At 45.6% G+C, this 17,080-nt stretch carries 14 protein-coding genes; 9 read left to right on the top strand and 5 right to left on the bottom strand.

What is annotated here, in order from left to right; all coding sequences use genetic code 11:
* From RIE73_RS04150 to RIE73_RS04135, 4 genes are all read left to right on the top strand, one after another.
* On the top strand, window positions 1–257 hold a 257-nt coding region (locus RIE73_RS04150), incomplete at its 5' end, for a hypothetical protein (RefSeq protein ID WP_446399987.1).
* Window positions 258–483: 226 nt separating this feature from the next.
* Entirely contained in the window at window positions 484–1,032 is a 549-nt protein-coding gene (locus tag RIE73_RS04145) for a hypothetical protein (RefSeq protein WP_446399986.1), read from the top strand.
* Window positions 1,033–1,065: 33 nt separating this feature from the next.
* Window positions 1,066–2,409: a TIGR03279 family radical SAM protein gene (locus RIE73_RS04140; protein WP_446399985.1), complete on the top strand. Its 1,344-nt coding sequence runs from the start codon at window positions 1,066–1,068 to the stop codon at window positions 2,407–2,409.
* A gap of 239 nt (window positions 2,410–2,648) precedes the next feature.
* Window positions 2,649–3,965 carry an NB-ARC domain-containing protein gene (locus RIE73_RS04135; RefSeq protein ID WP_446399984.1) on the top strand — a complete coding sequence of 439 codons (1,317 nt, stop codon included), beginning with the start codon at window positions 2,649–2,651 and terminating at the stop codon, window positions 3,963–3,965.
* A 115-nt stretch (window positions 3,966–4,080) separates the two neighbouring features.
* Here the strand turns inward: RIE73_RS04135 and RIE73_RS04130 are convergent, their stop codons facing one another.
* On the bottom strand, window positions 4,081–4,305 hold the full coding sequence (locus tag RIE73_RS04130) for a hypothetical protein (protein ID WP_446399983.1): 225 nt from the start codon (window positions 4,303–4,305) through the stop codon (window positions 4,081–4,083).
* 289 nt (window positions 4,306–4,594) lie between these two features.
* On the opposite strand from RIE73_RS04130, the gene RIE73_RS04125 reads away from it, so the two are divergent.
* Both RIE73_RS04125 and RIE73_RS04120 read left to right on the top strand, forming a co-directional pair.
* Entirely contained in the window at window positions 4,595–5,320 is a 726-nt protein-coding gene (locus RIE73_RS04125) for a glycosyltransferase family 39 protein (protein ID WP_446399982.1), read from the top strand.
* Between the two features lie 320 nt (window positions 5,321–5,640).
* The gene (locus RIE73_RS04120) at window positions 5,641–5,847 is read left to right on the top strand and encodes a hypothetical protein (RefSeq protein WP_446399981.1); all 207 of its coding nucleotides are present in this window, start codon (window positions 5,641–5,643) and stop codon (window positions 5,845–5,847) included.
* A 248-nt stretch (window positions 5,848–6,095) separates the two neighbouring features.
* Here the strand turns inward: RIE73_RS04120 and vapC are convergent, their stop codons facing one another.
* Together vapC and RIE73_RS04110 are read right to left on the bottom strand one after the other, a co-directional pair.
* The gene (vapC, locus tag RIE73_RS04115) at window positions 6,096–6,494 is read right to left on the bottom strand and encodes a type II toxin-antitoxin system VapC family toxin (protein ID WP_446399980.1); all 399 of its coding nucleotides are present in this window, start codon (window positions 6,492–6,494) and stop codon (window positions 6,096–6,098) included.
* A complete protein-coding gene (locus tag RIE73_RS04110) occupies window positions 6,491–6,691 on the bottom strand; it encodes a type II toxin-antitoxin system VapB family antitoxin (protein WP_446399979.1) in 201 nt (66 codons plus the stop codon). Before RIE73_RS04110 ends, vapC begins: the two co-directional genes overlap by 4 nt.
* A gap of 434 nt (window positions 6,692–7,125) precedes the next feature.
* On the opposite strand from RIE73_RS04110, the gene RIE73_RS04105 reads away from it, so the two are divergent.
* The 3 genes from RIE73_RS04105 (at window position 7,126) to RIE73_RS04095 (ending at window position 15,978) form a co-directional block, all read left to right on the top strand.
* Window positions 7,126–11,745: a PAS domain S-box protein gene (locus RIE73_RS04105; RefSeq protein WP_446399978.1), complete on the top strand. Its 4,620-nt coding sequence runs from the start codon at window positions 7,126–7,128 to the stop codon at window positions 11,743–11,745.
* On the top strand, window positions 11,738–14,860 hold the full coding sequence (locus RIE73_RS04100; RefSeq protein ID WP_446399977.1) for a PAS domain S-box protein: 3,123 nt from the start codon (window positions 11,738–11,740) through the stop codon (window positions 14,858–14,860). Before RIE73_RS04105 ends, RIE73_RS04100 begins: the two co-directional genes overlap by 8 nt.
* Window positions 14,861–15,195: 335 nt before the next feature.
* Window positions 15,196–15,978 (top strand): DUF4058 family protein, encoded by a 783-nt coding sequence (locus tag RIE73_RS04095; protein WP_446399976.1) that lies wholly within the window; start codon window positions 15,196–15,198, stop codon window positions 15,976–15,978.
* 100 nt (window positions 15,979–16,078) lie between these two features.
* Here the strand turns inward: RIE73_RS04095 and RIE73_RS04090 are convergent, their stop codons facing one another.
* Together RIE73_RS04090 and RIE73_RS04085 are read right to left on the bottom strand one after the other, a co-directional pair.
* A complete protein-coding gene (locus tag RIE73_RS04090; protein ID WP_446399975.1) occupies window positions 16,079–16,486 on the bottom strand; it encodes a hypothetical protein in 408 nt (135 codons plus the stop codon).
* A 34-nt stretch (window positions 16,487–16,520) separates the two neighbouring features.
* Complete coding sequence (locus RIE73_RS04085; RefSeq protein WP_446399974.1) at window positions 16,521–16,880, bottom strand: pentapeptide repeat-containing protein; 360 nt, start codon at window positions 16,878–16,880, stop codon at window positions 16,521–16,523.
* Window positions 16,881–17,080 lie beyond the last annotated feature (200 nt).

The following is a 17,080-nucleotide window of genomic DNA, read 5'->3' as shown; positions in this document are numbered from 1 at the left end:
GAACGAAAAATAGGGCGTTTCGGCTTTTAGAAGTTAGCTTGACCGAACAAGATTCTGTACGGTTTTCCTCCCTTGTCCTCTTGTCCCCCTTGCCCTCCTTGTCTTGTCCCAACCATAAAATAAAAAACCTACACCTGTCAGTAGGGGGGAACGAGGGGGGTCCGGAGTTGGGGTTAGGGGATGAGGGTGAAAAGCTTACCAGTCGTGCTTTTCACCTTAAGTTGACACCAATGGATATTATCGTGCCCCTACCCTAAATGGCATTATCGTGCCCCTACTGGCGTGGCACAGCTAAAATGGTGGATTAGATTTGACCATTGAATCGGGCGCAAGTCTTTGCGCCCCTACGGTTTCCGGGCGTAATTCTAATTCATCAAATAAGGTGTGCCACGCCCCTACCCTAAATAACGTGTTCCCTATTCCCTCTCTTTCAGCAGACCCTATGTATGATCAGAAGTGGGCGTCTAGGCGAAAAATCATCAGATGGACTTTCTGGAACTTGATCCCGGTCACATCAATATCATTCTGCAATACAAAATCAAGTTAGAAAAGTTAGGTGTTAAATTCGATGATGAACATCTAAAAGAAACGATCTACAACTATGCCCACAATTTAGAACCGTCGATTCAAGCCTTTATGGAATATTGCGCCAAGGGACAACTAGAACAGCCGAATGAGTTTCTCATCAAAGCCCTACGCTACAATTGGAAACCGCGAAACATTGCCAATCCCCCCGACTTACCTGTATTCACGGCGGCTGATTTTGATACGGGACAGACTCTAGAAGAACGACAAGAGAATTACCGCCGATTGTGTGATTTGGTGAAACGTTCTTGTCATCCCTCTAAACCATCACCCCGATTTAAACCCTTGCGTCGTCTGCGTCTCTATGATCAACGCCCCGATCTCACAACCATTGCCCAACTCATGGCAGATCCGATTCTCAGACCCGAAATAGAACGGGCAATTTTCCAGCATCCAGAGTGGGGGTATGAAATTACACCCAATGGCGTTCAAGAACTAGAATTTTGAATTCCCTGTTCCCTGTTCCCTGTTGCCTTTCCCATGAGTGAAACCTCTATCCGTCCAGCTTTAATTAACAACGTCATCCCCAACTCCATCGCGGCTGAGGTGGGGTTTGAACCCGGTGATGCCATTATCTCTATTAATGGTACACCTCCCCGCGACTTAATCGACTATCAATTTCTCTGTGCCGATGAACTCCTAGAATTAGAAGTTCGAGATGCGGCGGGAAACATCCATTCTGTAGAAATTGAGAAAGACTACGACGAGGATTTAGGCTTAGAATTTGCCACCGCCTTATTTGATGGCTTAATTCAGTGTAATAATCGCTGTCCTTTTTGCTTCATTGACCAACAACCTCCCGGAAAACGACAGAGTTTATATCTCAAAGATGATGACTATCGCCTCAGTTTCCTCTATGGTTCATACTTAACTCTGACTAACCTCACTCAAAGCGAATGGAATCGGATCGAACGCCTGCGTCTATCTCCGTTGTATGTGTCCATCCACGCCACGGAACCGGAGGTTCGCAGCCGACTCCTCAAAAATCCGCGTGCTGGACAGATTTTAGATCAGTTGCAATGGTTTCAGGAACGGAGACTGCAAATTCATGCTCAAGTTGTGGTTTGTCCCGGTATTAATGATGGCATTCACTTAGAACGAACCCTCAACGATTTAGCCCAATTTCAACAGAATGAAATCCCGGCTGTGGCTTCAGTCGCTGTTGTTCCTGTGGGATTAACTCGCTTTCGTCCGTCAGAGGATGAATTAATCCCGGTTAGTCGCGAGAAAGCGGCAGAAGTTATCCAGCAAGTTCAATCGCTACAAAAAAAATTTCGCCAACAATTCGGGTCTACCTTTGCGTGGTTAGCCGATGAGTGGTTTTTAATCGCCCAACAGGAATTACCGCCAGAATCTCATTACGAAGATTATCCCCAAATTGGTAATGGTGTGGGTTCAATTCGCCAGTTTATTAAACAATTTCAAGATGCGGCTACGCGGATGTTACCCACCCGTGTAGAACCTGCGCGACAATTAACCTGGGTGGTCGGTAATGCGGTGGAAATGGCGTTCATCCCGCTAGTGCAGCAGTTGAATAAAGTTGAAGGATTGGAGGTCAAACTAGCAGCGCTACGGAGTGAGTATTGGGGACAAGAAATTACAGTTACGGGGTTGTTAACCGGACAAGATTTGCTTAAGCAATTGTCAGGGAAAGACTTCGGCGACGGGATTTTACTGCCTTCAGTCATGCTTAAACATGATGATACGCGATTTTTAGATGATATGACGGTGGCTGAGGTGAGTCATCAGTTAGGAACTAAAATTTGGGTGGTTCGTGGTATTGAGGAATTGCTTGAACGTTGTGTGGCAAAAAAATTAAATTAATTGATCAGGACTGACCTAAATTTTGTCATCTTTGGCTTGTAGTAAGGGCTTCAGCCCTAGACTCCGTTGGGTTTCCTGGCGTCAACCCAACCTACAATCTATCCCACCATTTTAGCTGGGTCACGCCACTACCCCGGTTTGGGCGTACTCAAGAGACTGATGTGAGCAAAATCTATTTTTCCTCATGAATATGAGTTAACCTAAAGGATGAAATAGGTTATAAGTGTGAGTATCAGACGGTGATTTCTCAGGATTTTCTCAAAACCATTGCGACTGAACGCAATCTGTCCAAATCGGAATTAGAGGTGTTGTCCCTGGCGATGGAGGGTCATGGAACGGCTGCGATCGCGTCTCACCTTCAGATTAGTGGAGATGCTGTGCGTAAGCGGCTTAGCGAAGTCTACCAAAAGTTTAAAATTCCGGGTCGAGGTCCAGTTAAGCTGACCAAATTGCAACAAATCCTGATTAACCGCTATCAAGAGTATCTCCAGCAGCAACGGGTTACCCCAAACCGTCCCCCTGTTTCAGAGAGTCCCCCTACCTCACCCCAGCCGCCAAATCGCCGGGATTGGGGGGAAGCACCCGATGTTTCTGTATTCTACGGGCGTGGCGATGAACTGAAAACCCTGGAACGCTGGATTATTCAGGAACGCTGTCGCTTAGTGGCGCTGTTGGGGATGAGTGGTATTGGTAAAACGGCGTTATCGGTGAAGTTGGCGAAACAGTTACAGGATGAGTTTGAGGTTGTCTTTTGGCGATCGCTGCGTCAAGCCCCTTCTGTGTCTGATCTTCTCGCCGCCTTAATTCCAGACTTGTCCCAGCAACCGGAAACGGTAATACCCAAAACCCCTGATCAGCGCATTTCCTGGTTGATTGACTATTTTCGACAGCATCGTTGTTTGGTTATTTTGGATGGTGTGGAGTCGATTTTACAAAGTGGGAAACTAGCCGGGATTTACCGAGAAGGCTATGAAGGGTATAGTGATTTTTTCCGACGTTTAGGAGAAGAACCGCACCAAAGCTGTGTATTAATTACCTCTCAGGAAAAACTGAATGAAATTTCGTTATTGGAAGGTGAGACATCACCCGTTCGTTCCTTTAAGTTAGAGGGATTGGGAGACGCAGCCCGATTAATTTTAAAGGAAAAAGGATTATCCGGGGAGAAAAAATGGCAACCGTTAATTCAAGGGTATCGCGGTAATCCGTTTATGCTCAAGTTGGTGGCGACGACGATTAAGGAAGTTTTTGATGGTGACGTGACGGATTTTTTATCGACGACGTTGTTTACTCATGATATTAGTGATTTTATTGAGGAAGTTTTAGACCGCTTATCGGAATTAGAAGAAAGACTATTGGTTTATCTGGCTCACCAAAAAGAGGCGATTTCGTTTAAAGCATTGCAACAGCATTTTAGTGACACATCGCCCCAGGAAGTGATTCGGGCGCTGGGTTCTCTGAGTCAGCGATCGCTGGTGGAGAAGTCGGAGGGTCGATTTATTTTACCACCCGCCGTTCGGGAAGTGACGCTGCAATTAATGACTCCGTTAGAAGATTGAAGCTAGAAGATTAAAGCCACGGCGATTGAAATCGCTGCTACACAAACAAAGTCCGCCTACGCGGACTGACTTATTATAGCTGGGGTGGAAAACCTGGATTTAGTATAATTACTGCTCATGGCAAATCTTGTAACTTAACTTCAACTATATTTTTCCGTTCTCTAACATTTTTAATAGCTCCTAAAAGCCTAGTTTTGTTGGCTTCTGATTTTAAAAGATACTCGGTTTCATCAAATCCTGAAACAATAATTTCAACTTCTTTATCTCCAAATGTCGCTTTGATTTCTTCCAAGAAATCACGATCGATTTCGTTTGCTTTAAAACGATAAATGGTTGACATTGTTGTTTCCTATTTGTAGTTTTGACAATTATAGAGTAGCGTGTCAGGTGTGACCTGCGATCGCGTAGCGTCTTCGGAACGAGAATAGCCTCTGTTTTAAAATGGCTTGAAGGAACGAACTCTAACACCTATCGATTCTTGAATTAATCATGGCATAACAACACCTCAATCATCAACATTACCCAACTCCTGCTTTCCCCAACTCAGCGAAACCTACCTCCATTGTATCCCCACGCTATCCCTTCTGAATCACGAATTTTGGTCTGGAACTTCTCTAGTCTTCAATAGTATGGTAAATTTGCCTCATTGTCTTAGTCAAAGCCGCACATGCAACTTAAGCAAAATCAAATTCTCGGTTTTCTGTAGTTTACTGACATTTCCTTTTATTTATTTACTCTGTCTAGAGTTGTTTAATTCATCGCTTGTGGGAATGATCGCCATCGCTCTAACCGCTATTTCACCTTTCCATGTACTCTATGCACAGGAGGCAAGACCTTACAGCTTATGGACATTGATTATTGTACTATCAAGTTGGGCGTTACTCCGAGCTTTGCGACTTAAAAATACACGGAGTTGGAGTATTTATTCTGTAACGACAGCACTAGGGTTTTATACATTTCTCTATTCTTGCTTTGTATCCCTTGGACAAGGAATCTATGTGTTTTGTCTTGAACGCTTCCGATGGACTAAGACAGTTAAAGAATATTTGTTGGCGATTAGCATTGGATGCATATTTTTTGTCCCCTGGATTTTGGTTATTCTTTTTAATCAAGATAGCGAGTATACTTGGCAACATGTAATTTCGCTGAGCTATCTTCTTGAAGCCGACGTTAAATTTCAGTTTATTGATAAAACACAAGATGTACCTACGCTTCCGGATAATTTTAGTGACTATTTTTTCTACAATGTTACTCCAGATTCAATAGAAGCGATTCAACAAAAATATGCTTACCGGATAACGCCTGTAATTTATCAATCTAATAAAGTGAAACTCTGGCATTTAAATGTTGAGTAATCGCTGGTTCAATTCACGGTACGGTTTTGTTAGCGGAAAGGTTGACTACTCCCTTTATAATCTAGTCCGCGCAGGCGGACTTTGTTTGTGTAGCAGCGACTTCTAGTCGCCATGGCAAAAAAGAGATTACTTGCTTCTACAGTACAATCTACCTGATCACCGACGCATCTTACGTCACCCTTCCTACCTTATTTCCCCATGAACTTTACCTTGTGCAAACTAGCCTCAACTGGCTGCAACAAACTATCTGAGAAACTCAAAGCCTTACTCAACCGAAAAAGTTTAGCTAAAATATCTACAACTCCTAATCGTAACCCCAAATGGCTAAAACTCTTGATGTTACCGGACTCACTCCTGAACAAATCGAGCAGATTCATGGGATGATAGATGCATTTAGAGCTATAAATAGACATCAGAATCCATTAACAGAGGCTCAACTGTCAGAATTCGATCCCACTCCGTTATTATTTGAAAGCGAAATCATACAATCCTTTAGTCGCCGTATGCTCTATGAAAACAGAGCCTAAACGAACTTATCTATGCATCAATTTTATCGCCTAATTTGTCAATCATAAGTAGGTGGACACAATTAACGTAAACGGTTGAGATTAGGGAACAGGGAACAGGGAACAGTAAAGGCTTGAAATTGATTTACAAAAATTAATACAGTACCGTTTTCTTTTGTCCGACTACTTAAAACATGATTAAACAGGTTAGCATTAGCAATTTTTGAAAAGCCGCAAACCATCTGAACTTGTAAAAATATTAAACAAATTTATAGCAATAATACTGGAATATACGACCGAAAATTTTCAAAATCTTTATCAGTAGTAAAAATACTGTATCCACGATTATGAGCGACTGCACAGATGAGAAAATCAGTATTTGAACCCTGAATACCATTACGACGACAGGTGTTAAAAAATTCTGCGGCTAGTTCATAGTCATTAGTGGTTATCTCTAAGTCTGGAAACGCACGAAGATAGTCTCGTAATTTAACGAACTGTTCTGTGTAGCGAATCCCAGAAAGCACTTCCTGACGAATTGCCCCCAGTAAAACAACCCGTCCATCTGCAATCAAATCTCGCAGCACATTAACAATAGGAGTTCCATCGTTTGGTGTGTTGCGCCGTAATGCAAGTGACCAAACGGAGGTGTCAACAATAACGCTCATCTTGTTTGTCTTTGTTGCTTGTAATCATAATCTTCTTCATAGTCGATCGTTCCAAATAAATCCAAAACTTTCAGTTGTTTGCGACGTTGAATGTATTCTCGTAAAGCTGCTTCAATCAACAGATCTGCTGTTGAATGCTCGCACAATGAAAGTGCTTCTTCAAGAAGCTTTTCGTCAATTTCAAGATTGGTTGCCATGGATTTATCGAGTACAATTAAGGTATGACAATATATTCAATTCTAAGCCAGAGGACAGCCTTAGAAAGTTTTCAAATCTGGGTCTTCCGTAGTTAGTGTGCTAAATTGTTAGTTTGATTTGCCAGAATATTGGACAGCAATAGCTTTAACCATTTTTACCCGAATTTCAATTTGTTTTGAGGCGCTTAAAGTCTACAGTCCTTGTGTGGTAGGCTTTCTGATTCATTAAAACTGACAGTTTAGCACACTAAGAGCGATCGCGCCTTACTCCCAAATCCCTTTTTGTAATCTTTCCCTTGTGCCTTCTACCCTAGAGGGTGGTATTCAACCGGACATGATATCAGAGATTGGCTAGGGGATGTCTCCCTCATCCCTTAAGATCGGTTTTAGGATTAAAATAAACAGATTATGGCAAGTCTGAGGAAAGTTGCTCTATGCGTTTGGCTCCCAACTCTACGCCCTTGACTCGCCAGCGCTGGTGGCTTGTCATTGTCTTATCCGGATTCGCCCTAATTTTAGCTCATGGGTTGGCACTTCTGTGTCAGGTGCAACCGGGACTATCGCTGTGGTTTTTCCCTTCCGGAGTCGCGATCGCACTGACGTTCTGGTTTGAATGGATAGGACTTATCTTAACCGGAATCACCTCATTCGTCATCGCCCCGTTTTGGGGACGTGGTGATTGGATGGGATTACTGAGATTCACCGATATAATAGTCCCACTGATAACTTGGCTTCTTTATCGCAAACTCTGGCAAGGTTCGCTGTCACTCAAACGCTTCACTGATGCTGTTGTCTTTATTGCCAGTGCGATTCTCGCCGCTTCTTGCACTTGCGCCACGGTTCACAGTCTAGGGTTGCTGGCTTGGGGTAAAATAATGCCATCTACTCTACTCCAACACTTATCATACAACTGGTTAGGGCAGGCAATTGGTATCCTCGCCGTAGCGCCAACGGCTCTTTTATTTCTCACCCGATTCTGGCAAAATCAAGGTTGGCTTGCTATTTCAGACCAAGAAAATTCCTCGGTTTGGAGCCTCTCGCTGCATCAATGGCTGGAACTCCTGGCACTGGGGTGCTTGAGTACCTGTATCGCTACCCTCACCGTTTGGGCAACTCAGGATTATAGCTTGACATTCGAGCGATTATTGTTTATTGGTTTTCTGCCGAGTCTCTGGGCAGCTATCCGTTTTGGTGCGATGGGTGGAATGCTTTTGGTCAGCTTTTCTATGGCGGTGACGCTATTAGACTACCTGATTTTTTATCCTAGCGCCCTCTCCTTTTCCCCATTACCCATTTCCGCCGACATTTTATCACTACACCAACTGAGTCTACTGACGCAAGGTATTGTCAGTTTACTCCTAGGAGCGGCGATCGCACAACCGGAAACCGTTACCGCTAAACCTGCGGCAGATAGCAACTCTCTCACTCGCGCTCAACTCAATGAGTTATTAACCAAAGCCTATACTCGCTTACAAGAATTTAACCAAAAATTGCGGCAGAGTGAAGAACGATTTCGCACCTCTGTGGAAAATATGCTGGATTGTTTTGGTATTTATACCGCAATCCGCGATGAATCGGGTGAAGTTGTCGATTTTCGCATCGATTATGTTAATGCTGCCGCTTGTCGTGATAATTTTTTAAGTAAACAAGAGCAAATTGGTCAGTCGTTATGCCACCTCTTCCCGGCGCATCGGGAAACTGGGCTATTTGCGGACTACTGTCAGGTGGTGGAAACGGGTGAACCCCTAATTAAAGAATCCCTGATTTACGAAGATAATTTTGGTCAACAACGCCTGTCTCGTGCTTATGATATCCGGGCGACGAAGTTAGGAGATGGCTTTATCGCTACTTGGCGGGATATCACAGAATGTAAGCAGGTTGAAGCTGAACGGCAACACCTGGCAAACCAGGTACAGCAGCAGGTGGGACTATTACAGGGTATTCTCAGCGCGTCTGTGGATCACATTTACCTGTATGATCGTCACGGCAAATACCTCTACGTTAGTGGATCAGCCGCTAAAGCGTTAGGACGACAGCCCAGTGATATGGTGGGGAAAACCTGGCAAGCGTTGGGTTTACCTGCAACCCTGATGGAATCCTATGATGCTCAACGCCAACTGGTAGTTGAAACCGGACAAACCTTGACGGATGAAATCAGCTTCCCGACGGTGCAGGGAATTCGGCAGTATGAATATATTCTCTCACCCGTTGCTAATGCTGAGGGTAGGATTGAGACAGTGGTGGCTACAGTCAGAGATATTACAGAACGTCAGCAAATTCAGGCAGAACTTTATCGCCGCCAACAGGAGTATCAAACCCTAATCGAGAATTTACCGGATATTATCGCTCGATTTGACCGTCAATTGCGCCATCTGTATGTTAGCCCAGCCATAGAACCCGTCACCGGACGGGCGGCGGCGGAGTTTATCGGCAAAACAAATCGGGAGTTAGGGATGCCTCACCAGCAGTGTGATGTCTGGGATAGCGCCCTGGAAACGGTTTTCGCGACGGGAGAACCGACGACAATTAAATTTGATTTTCTCGACCAAAATGATGTCACTCGTTACTATGAAGCCCGTTTAGTTCCGGAGTTGACTCAAGATGGCTCAATTCCATCAGTATTATGGATAACGCGGGATATCACGGATTTAACCCAAGCTGAATTGGCGCTGCGGGAGAGTGAAGAACGACTCCGATTAGCCTTGGATGCGGCAAAGTTAGGGATATGGGATTACGATGTGCCAGCCGGAAAACTTATCTGGTCAAACTCCTGTAAGCTGATGTTTGGTTTGCCAGCGGACGAGGCGGATTATGATTATCAGGTGTTTACCAATTGCCTACATCCAGACGATCGCGATCGCGTCAATCATACAGTAGCCGATGCCATTCAAACTAAGCAAGAGTATACCTGTGACTATCGGATTATCCATGGCGATGGCACACAACGCTGGATTGCGGCAAAGGGTCGTGCTTTTTATGATGAGAATGACGCACCCACCCGCATGATGGGTGTGGTTCTGGATATTACGGATCGTAAACAAGCCGAAGTCCAACTGCAAGAACGGGAGGAATTATTCCGCACCTCGGTGGAGACAATGTTGGACTGTTTTGGTATTTACTCCGCCATACGTGATGAATCGGGTGAGATTATTGATTTTCGCATCGACTATGTTAATACGGCGGTTTGTGAAAGTAACTGTTTAAGCCAAGACAAGCAAATCGGTAAGGGATTGTGCCAAATCCTCCCCGCCCATCGAGAAACGGGGCTATTTGCCGAATACTGTCAGGCGGTGGAAACTCGACAACCGTTAGTGAAAGAATCGGTTTTGTATACCGATAACTATGGTCAGCAGTACCTGAGTCGAGTCTTTGATATTTGCATTGCCCCCTTTCGCGATGGGTTTATTGCCACTTGGAGAGACGTGACAGAACGCCAGCAAATCCAAGCTGAACTGTATCGTCGCCAACAGGAATTCCAAGCCCTGGTGGAAAATTCTCCGGATATTATTTCCCGCATTGATCAAGAGTTACGTCTTATGTATGTCAACCCAGCCATAGAAGCGGTAACGGGATTATCAGCCCAAGCTTTTTTGGGTAAAACTCATCGGGAGTTAGGCATTCCCGAACCCATAAGTACCCAGTGGCAAACCACGCTGCGAGAAATATTGGCGACTGGAAAAGAGCGAATTACAGAGTTTGATTTTCTCACCCCCGATAATACAACTCGATACTATCAAGCCCGGATGGTGCCGGAATTGGCGGAAGATGGCACGGTGGAATCAGTCTTGGGTATCGCCCGGGATATCACCGATATTAAACTTGCAGAAGCTGAACGCAATCAGCTACTGGTACAGGCACAGGAAGCCCGTGCGGTGGCGGAAGCGGCGAGTCGCACCAAGGATGAGTTTTTAGCCATAGTATCTCACGAATTGCGATCGCCCCTCAATGCGATTTTGGGTTGGGCAAAGTTACTCCGCATCCGCCAGTTGGATGAACAAAAGACGAATCGCGCCCTAGAGACAATTGAACGCAACGCCCAAGCCCAAGCCCAACTGATTGACGATTTACTGGATATTTCCCGGATTATTCGGGGTAACATTCGCCTGAATATCTGTCCCACGAATCTGGTTTCTGTGATTGAAGCGGCGCTGGATACGGTGCATCCCCTGGCGACGGATAAACAGATTCAACTTGACTCCCGGTTAGATGCGGCTGTGGCTTGGGTTTCGGGTGACGCCAACCGCTTACAGCAAGTGATTTGGAATCTACTCTCCAATGCGGTGAAGTTTACCCCAGCCGGGGGACGAGTGGAGATTTATTTAGAACCCGTGGATCACTTTGCCCAAATCCGGGTTAAGGATACAGGGAAAGGAATTAATCCAGAGTTTCTACCTCATATTTTTGAAAGCTTCCGCCAAGCCGATAGCACCACCGCTAGAAAACAAATCGGTTTAGGATTAGGATTAGCGATCGCCCAAAATCTGGTGCAATTGCAAGGCGGTACGATTCATGCCGAAAGCCCCGGAGAAGGACAAGGGACGACGTTTATTGTTAAACTACCTCTTTTGGACGATGACGACAAAAAAATAACTGCCGACGATGGAATTAACTCATCTCTGACCTTTGATGCATCTATCTTAAGTCGGATAAGGGTTTTAGTGGTCGATGATGATGCCGATGCCCGTGAATTCTTAATCGCCATTTTGGAACAGTACGGGGCAATGGCAACTGCCACAGCATCCGCAACTGAAGCGCTCAAAAGGCTACAACAAATGAACTATGATCTGCTACTCAGTGATATTGGTATGCCCGGTGGAAATGGCTACAGGCTGATTCGCCAAATCAGGGCATTACCGTCAGCCCAAGGGGGACAAATCCCGGCGGTGGCTGTAACCGCTTATGCTAGAGAAGAAGACCGCCTGCAAGCCCTATCAGCAGGCTTCCAAATGCATATCCCTAAGCCGATTGAACCGAAGCAATTACTGAAGGTTATTGTTCAGTTAGCGGCAAGAACGGCTAGCACTGGAGATTTCCTCAACGGATTCGATGAATAGGACAATCAGAATTAAACCCCTTTGTCACCTTGGGTGGCGTTACAGTGTTTCCCTATTCGCCATCGCCATCGCCCTTTCTCTGCAACTATTCCTGACACCTTTGTGGGAACTAGAAAGCCCATTTTTGCTATTTTTAGCCGCCGTGATGGTGAGTGCCTGGTATGGTGGCAGGGGGGCGGGAATCTTGGCAACAGTTTTGGCGGCGTTAAGCGGCGGTTATCTGTTTTTATCGCCAACCTATTCTTGTGTGGTTGATAGTTTAGGACAAACCCTGCGCTTATCTTTGTTTGTCCTAGAGGGCTTATTTATTAGTAGCACAATCTCTGGTTTAACCGTTGCCCGAGAGCAAGTGACATGCGGACAAGAGGCGTTAAGAGAAAGTGAAGCGAAATTCCAATTGGTAGCGGAAAGCCTACCTCAAATTGTCTGGACGGCTCAATCCAATGGTTCAGTGGATTATTATAATCAACGTTGGGCTGAATATAGTGGCATTTCTCAACAGCAGGGTCAAGGCTGGGGCTGGAAACCTGTCCTGCATCCTGATGATGAACAAAAGACAATCGACGCCTGGAATCAGGCTGTAGAAATGGGTGAGTTATACGAATGTGAGCATCGACTCAGACGTGCCGATGGGGAATTCCGGTGGCATCTGAGTCGCGCTTTCCCCCTAAGAGATAGCCACGGTAAAATGATTAAATGGTTTGGCACGGCGACGGAGATTCACCAGCAGAAGCAGACGCAAGCCCAACTGCGGGAAAGTCAGGAACTGTTCCAAAATTTTATGGATTATAGCCCAGTAGCTGCTTATATTAAAGAGGAATCAGGACACTATATCTTTGTTAATCGGATAGTGGAACAAACCTGGCATCGCCCTTTGATGGATTGGCTGGGAAAAACCGATTTTGACTTCTTTTCCGATGCGATCGCGCAACAAATCCGGGAGAATGATCTCAAGGCGTTAGCGGGTGATCACGCGATTGAACAGCTAGAAACCACGGAAAATACAGATGGCACTCACTATTGGCTGTCCTATAAGTTTCCCTTGAAAACCGCCTCTGGGCAACGCTGGTTAGCTGGGATGTCGATGGATATCACGGAACGCCAGCAGATGGAGGAAGCGCTGCGACACAGTGAACAACGATTCCGACAAGCGGTAATTAATGCCCCTTATCCGCTGATTATTCACGCCGAAGATGGGGAAGTGCTGCAAGTTAACCAAATGTGGACGGAATTGACGGGATATACTCATGCCGACATTCCCACCATGGCAGATTGGACGGAAAAAGCCTATGGAGAACGTCGAGAGGTTGTGCGAGAGCAGATTGATCAGTTATATGCGTTGAATGATAAAATCCATGACGGAGAATTCGCGATCGCCACAAAACAGGGTAGCCAGAGAATTTGGGATTTTAGTTCCGCCCCTCTAGGAAAATTAGCCGATGGCAGACGTACCATTATATCCATCGCCACTGATATTAGCGATCGCAAACGGGCAGAAGAGTTACTCCAGGGACAGAAGCAGATTCTGGAAGCAATTGCCACCAATGTTCCCCTGTCTGATATCCTCGATACTATTACGCAATTGATTGAGTCTCACGCAGATGAGTCAATTGGTGCAGTGTTGCTGTTAGATGAGCAAAAGCAGAGATTATATTATGGTTGTGCGAGTCGTTTACCCGAACGTTTCCAGCAGGTCACTAACGGTTTAGCGATTGGTTCTTGTGCGGGAAGTTGTGGCACAGCCGCTTATCGTGACGAACCTGTAATTGTCTGCGACATTGCCAGCAGCCCGCTTTGGGCAGACTACAAAGACATTGCCCTATCCGAGAATCTAGCAGCCTGTTGGTCGATTCCCCTGCACTCCAGCAATGGTGACGTTTTGGGAACCTTCGCCATGTATTATCCCACACCCCGCCATCCCAGCGCTGAGGATTGGAATTTAATCGACCAATTCACCCACTTAACCGAGATTGCCATCGAATCGTCTCAAGCCAAGCAAGCGCTGAAAGCCAGCCAAGAACGGTTACAGCGATTTGCTGAATCGGATTTGATTGGGATTCTCTTTTGCGACATCTATGGAGGAATCCAAGACGCCAATGATACCTTCTTGGATATTGTCGGCTACAGCCGGGAGGATTTGCAAGCAGGGCGACTGCGCTGGCGTGACATCACTCCACCGGAGTATCTGCCCTTAGATGAGATGAACATTGTCCAGGCAAAGGAAAAAGGACGGTGTATCCCTTATGAAAAAGAATATATTCGCCAAGACGGGACTCGCGTTTGGGTATTGGTGGGTTATGTGTTGCTGGGTGAGGCGCGAGACCAAGCGGTAGCGTTTATTCTCGATATTAGCGATCGCAAACAATCTGAAGCCATTTTACAGCGACAATCCCAGGAATTAGCCCAAGCCAACCGCCTCAAAGATGAGTTTCTGGCAACCCTTTCCCACGAACTCCGCACCCCCCTGAATTCAATCCTGGGTTTAGCCAAGCTTCTACCCATGCGCCGCTTAAATGAAGAGAAGATGGCGCGGGCGCTGGAGACGATTTCTCGCAATACTCAATCCTTGGCGCAACTGATTGAAGATGTCCTGGATATGTCGGATATTATCACCGGAGAACTGACGCTGAATGTTGCGTCGGTGGAACTAATGCCAATTATCGAACGGGCAATTGCGTCTATCCGGGTGGCGGCTGAGGCAAAGACATTGCAAATCGAGACGCACTTAGATGCTTCAGTTGCTCCCATATTAGGAGATGCCAGCCGCTTACAACAAATTGTCTGGAACTTACTCTCCAATGCGGTCAAATTCACACCCAAAGAGGGACAGATTCAGGTTCGTTTAGAACAGATTGAGGATCAGGCACAAATCCAGGTAAGTGATACCGGGATTGGGATTCATGGCGATTTTCTCCCCTTTGTCTTTGATCGCTTCCGTCAGGAGGATGGTTCACTGACGCGATCGCACGGCGGTATTGGCATGGGATTAGCGATCGTGCGTTACCTAGTGGAACTACAAGGCGGTACCGTGTGGGCAGAAAGTCCCGGATCAGGTCAAGGTGCCACATTTACCGTGCGTTTTCCCGTCTTTGCTGATAAGCACCTGAGGGGGTGACAAGGAACTTGAAGGTACTACTGGGTGTAGGGTGTAGGGTGTAGGGTGTAGGGTGTATAGATTGGCATTACATCCAGAAACCGTAGAAACCGTAGGGTGGGCATTGCCCACCAGCCTTAAGTCAGCGACATTCTAAAACACCTGTCTGATTCCGCGAATTCCCAACGCTAGTGGACTGACACAGCTAAAATTGTGGAATAGATTTGACCATTGAATCGGGCGCAAGTCCTTGCGCCCCTACAATTCTAATCTACCATTTTAGGTGTGCCACGCCACTAGGACAAAACGACGATAAAATCTAAGCAACAAGAATCGAACGCCGAGGGAGGATTTTTATGCCAAACCCTTTTCCTGGGATGAACCCTTACCTAGAACACCCAGAAATCTGGCCCGGAATACATTTATTACTAATTAGTGAACTGACTAAGTTCCTGTCTCCTCAACTACGTCCCAAATACAGAGTTGCGGTTGAAGTGCGTCTGTATGAAACCATTGGCGAACAATCACTCTTGGTTGGTATTCCCGATTTAACAGTCAAAGGTTCACAGACGACAACTGAACAGCCAATGACCAATGTTGCTGTCGCCCCATCCCCACCTCAACCCCAGACCGTACAAGTTCCCGTACCTGAAACCATTAAACAAGGTTATTTAGAAGTACGAGAAGTCGCCACAGGTGAAGTCGTAACCGTCATTGAAATCCTCTCTCCAATTAATAAACGTGCTGGAGAAGGTCGCCAAGACTATGAAACTAAACGCAATAAAATCTTTGGCAGTTCAACTCATTTAGTGGAAATCGATTTACTGCGTAAAGGAAAACCTTTGCCAATTTATCATAGCAATAGTCAAACTCATTATCGAATTTTAGTCAGTCGAGGAGATCGTCGTCCTCAAGCTGATTTGTATGCCTTTAATCTACGAGATCCGATTCCCTCATTTCCCTTACCCTTGAAGTCGGGCGATCGCGAACCATTCGTAGACTTACAGGTATTGTTGAATAATGTGTACGACCAAGCCAGTTATGATTTAGCCATCGATTATACTCAAGAACCTGTACCGCCATTATTAGCAGATGATCACGTTTGGGTAAATACATTATTAACCGAGCAACAACTGTAGCGCCGAATTTTACCTTAATGGAGGGTTGAAACCATTGCAAGAAAGCCTATTCCCTATTGCCTCTCCCCACCGCAAGACTTATTCAGCAGTCCCTAATTATTCATTGTTCCAGAGGGAAATAGCGATCAAATTCAGCTTCATACTCCCACGCGATTCCCTGTGGATCACGAGTTCTGGTGTAGTCAGATAAAACCACAGGGTAGCCTCGGATGTCGGTTAACTTCCTCGTATCGCACTTCAGGCGTTCGGCTAATTGGTTCTGAGTCAGGCTTTTATCTTTAGGAATCGCTGATGGGGACACAGGTGGGGATGATTCTGCTGTAATACTGCTACCTTTTGTCTCGAAACCATTGGCAGGTTTAGGTAGGGGAGTTGTCCCCAAATAGGTTGATAAAATCTTATCGATCGCTTCGGCTTCAGTTAACGCCTGAGCCTCCATAAACTCCTTGAGTTTGCTGTATGTGACTGGACTAATGTAGCCGACTACACGAAAATTCTGATTTGCCATAGTTTTCCCTTCCCTAAAATACCCCAATAGCTATCTAGTCCGAAATTGTGCCATCAGGCATAGTGGCACTACGTAAATTAGCACCGTCCAACTCTGCATTGGTTAAGTTGGCAGATTTGAGATTAGCTCTGCCTAAATCGGCTTTATGCAAGTTTGTCGCTTGCAGATTAGCACCTTGAAGTTGAGTTTCTGTGAGATAGGCGGTACTCAAGTCGGCATTACTCAGATTCGCATCGACAAGATGGGCTTTATGGAAATTAGTTTTACTCAGATTAGCACCACTGAGATTAATCTGATTCAGGATTGCCTCACTCAAATTAGCTTGACTCAGATCAACTTGAGCAAAATCCCGTTCTTCATCTGCGTATCGCTGCATCAATTCACTCGCATCCATTACGTTGACCTCTCAATGACTGCAATTCCAATAGCATTACCAATATCAGCTTAGACATATCCGCTTCTAAAAACCTAGACAAACCTACCCATCAGTAATTCTGCCTTGGTATAAGTCCACGGTGTAACTTTTGGTCGATAACCGTTAACGCTTACGCTTGGCTGATACCCGGCATTGTTGCTCGATATCAGCCTTAACCA

The sequence above is a fragment of the Coleofasciculus sp. C1-SOL-03 genome (genome assembly GCF_040220555.1).
In the GTDB taxonomy this organism is placed as follows: Bacteria; Cyanobacteriota; Cyanobacteriia; order Cyanobacteriales; family Coleofasciculaceae; genus Coleofasciculus.
This window is presented reverse-complemented; position numbering and strand designations above follow the sequence as displayed.

Bases quoted from the DNA above. Each gene is read 5' to 3' on its own strand.
- RIE73_RS04145 (WP_446399986.1), top strand. From the start codon at position 484: ATGGACTTTCTGGAACTTGATCCCGGTCACATCAATATCATTCTGCAA.
- RIE73_RS04140 (WP_446399985.1), top strand. From the start codon at position 1,066: ATGAGTGAAACCTCTATCCGTCCAGCTTTAATTAACAACGTCATCCCC.
- RIE73_RS04130 (WP_446399983.1), bottom strand. From the start codon at position 4,305: ATGTCAACCATTTATCGTTTTAAAGCAAACGAAATCGATCGTGATTTC.
- RIE73_RS04125 (WP_446399982.1), top strand. From the start codon at position 4,595: ATGGTAAATTTGCCTCATTGTCTTAGTCAAAGCCGCACATGCAACTTA.
- RIE73_RS04120 (WP_446399981.1), top strand. From the start codon at position 5,641: ATGGCTAAAACTCTTGATGTTACCGGACTCACTCCTGAACAAATCGAG.
- vapC (WP_446399980.1), bottom strand. From the start codon at position 6,494: ATGAGCGTTATTGTTGACACCTCCGTTTGGTCACTTGCATTACGGCGC.
- RIE73_RS04110 (WP_446399979.1), bottom strand. From the start codon at position 6,691: ATGGCAACCAATCTTGAAATTGACGAAAAGCTTCTTGAAGAAGCACTT.
- RIE73_RS04105 (WP_446399978.1), top strand. From the start codon at position 7,126: ATGCGTTTGGCTCCCAACTCTACGCCCTTGACTCGCCAGCGCTGGTGG.
- RIE73_RS04100 (WP_446399977.1), top strand. From the start codon at position 11,738: ATGAATAGGACAATCAGAATTAAACCCCTTTGTCACCTTGGGTGGCGT.
- RIE73_RS04095 (WP_446399976.1), top strand. From the start codon at position 15,196: ATGCCAAACCCTTTTCCTGGGATGAACCCTTACCTAGAACACCCAGAA.
- RIE73_RS04090 (WP_446399975.1), bottom strand. From the start codon at position 16,486: ATGGCAAATCAGAATTTTCGTGTAGTCGGCTACATTAGTCCAGTCACA.
- RIE73_RS04085 (WP_446399974.1), bottom strand. From the start codon at position 16,880: ATGGATGCGAGTGAATTGATGCAGCGATACGCAGATGAAGAACGGGAT.